The following is a 1956-nucleotide window of genomic DNA, read 5'->3' on the forward strand; positions in this document are numbered from 1 at the left end:
AAGAAGAAGGCATCAAGTTCATCGGTCCGAAGCACTACTCCATCGCCAAGATGGGGGACAAGATCGAGTCCAAGAAGCTGGCCATCGAAGCCAAGGTCAACACCATCCCCGGCTACAACGACGCCATCGATGGTCCCGACGCAGCCGTCGAGATCGCCAGGAAGATCGGCTACCCGGTGATGATCAAGGCCTCTGCCGGCGGTGGTGGCAAGGGTCTGCGCGTCGCCTACAACGACGCCGAAGCGCACGAAGGCTTCTCCTCCTGCGTCAACGAAGCCCGTAACTCCTTCGGTGACGACCGCGTCTTCATCGAGAAGTACGTGCTCGAGCCGCGCCACATCGAAATCCAGGTGCTCGGCGACAGCCACGGCAACTACGTGTATCTGAACGAGCGTGATTGCTCGATCCAGCGCCGTCACCAGAAGGTCATCGAAGAGGCGCCGAGCCCCTTCGTCGATCCCGAAATGCGCAAGGCCATGGGCGAACAGGCCGTGGCGCTGGCCCGTGCGGTTAACTACGAGTCGGCCGGTACGGTCGAATTCGTCGTTTCCGGCGCGACCAAGGAGTTCTACTTCCTCGAGATGAATACCCGTCTCCAGGTGGAACACCCGGTTACCGAGCTGATCACCGGCCTCGACCTCGTCGAGCAGATGATCCGCGTCGCCTACGGCGAGAAGCTGCCGCTGACCCAGGCCGACGTGCAGATCAACGGCTGGGCGATGGAATGCCGTATCAACGCCGAAGACCCGTTCCGCGGTTTCCTGCCGTCCACCGGCCGCCTGGTCAAGTTCCAGCCGCCGAAGGAAGTGGCGGGCCAGGTGCGCGTCGATACCGGCGTGTACGACGGCGGCGAGATCTCGATGTACTACGACTCGATGATCGCCAAGCTGATCGTGCACGGCGCCACCCGCGAGCAGGCGATTGCCCGCATGCGCGACGCGCTGAACGGCTTCGTCATTCGCGGCATCTCCTCGAACATTCCGTTCCAGGCCGCGCTGATGCAGCATCCGGTTTTCCACTCCGGCATCTTCGACACCGGCTTCATCCCCAAGCACTACCCGACCGGTTTCGATGCCTCGATGGTGCCCCACGATGATCCGGCCCTGCTGGTCTCCGTCGCGGCCTATGTATACCGCGCCTTCACCGACCGCGCTGCGTCGATCACCGGCCAGCTGCAAGGCCATGAGCGCATCGTGGACGACCACTGGATGGTCATCCGCCTGAACAAGGATGGCAACGAGCACCACCCGGTCATCGCCCGTCCGATCGACGGCGGCTACCACGTGGAATACAAGGGCGAGAGTTACGAGATCAAGTCCGACTGGAAGCTCGGCGAGTCCCTGTTCAACGGCACCTGCAACGGCGAGGAGTTCACCCTCCAAGTCGAGCGCCACAAGACCAAGTACAGCCTGTTCCACTGGGGCACCCGCGCCGACTTCATGGTCATGAGCGCCCGTGCCGCCGAACTGCTGGCGCTGATGCCCGAGAAGCTGCCGCCCGACCTGTCCAAGTTCCTGCTGTCCCCGATGCCGGGCCTGCTGCGCGAAGTCTCCGTGCAGGTCGGCCAGGAAGTGAAGGCCGGCGAGAAGCTGGCGGTCATCGAAGCGATGAAGATGGAAAACATCCTGAAGGCCGAGCAGGACTGCAAGGTCAAGAAGATCTCCGCCTCGGCCGGTGCAAGCCTGTCGGTGGACGAAGTCATCATCGAGTTCGAGTAATCAATACCCGGCGCCATCCTGCTTTCCCGGCTGGATGGCGCGACAGTTGGTTTTCGTTCGATGGGGAGGGAGATCCGCCGAAAAGCGGGTTCCTGTCGAGGGAGCGGGGTCGTCTCAGGACGGCCCCTTTTTTTATCTGTCGCCCCGGCGCCGGGCGCATCTCGTGGGGGCGAATTCAATCGCCCTCAGCCGGTTGTATGATCTCCGTGGGCGCATGAATTCGCCCCGAAGGGTGTGC

At 62.6% G+C, this 1956-nt stretch carries 1 protein-coding gene; it reads left to right on the forward strand.

Going from position 1 to position 1956, the window contains the following annotated elements; all coding sequences use genetic code 11:
• A partial coding sequence (locus tag ACE3RX_RS22630; RefSeq protein ID WP_374487230.1) for a biotin/lipoyl-containing protein occupies positions 1–1718 on the forward strand: 1718 nt, incomplete at its 5' end.
• Between the last annotated feature and the right edge of the window lie 238 nt (positions 1719–1956).

The organism is Zoogloea sp., assembly GCF_041914405.1.
Classification (GTDB): domain Bacteria; phylum Pseudomonadota; class Gammaproteobacteria; order Burkholderiales; family Rhodocyclaceae; genus Zoogloea.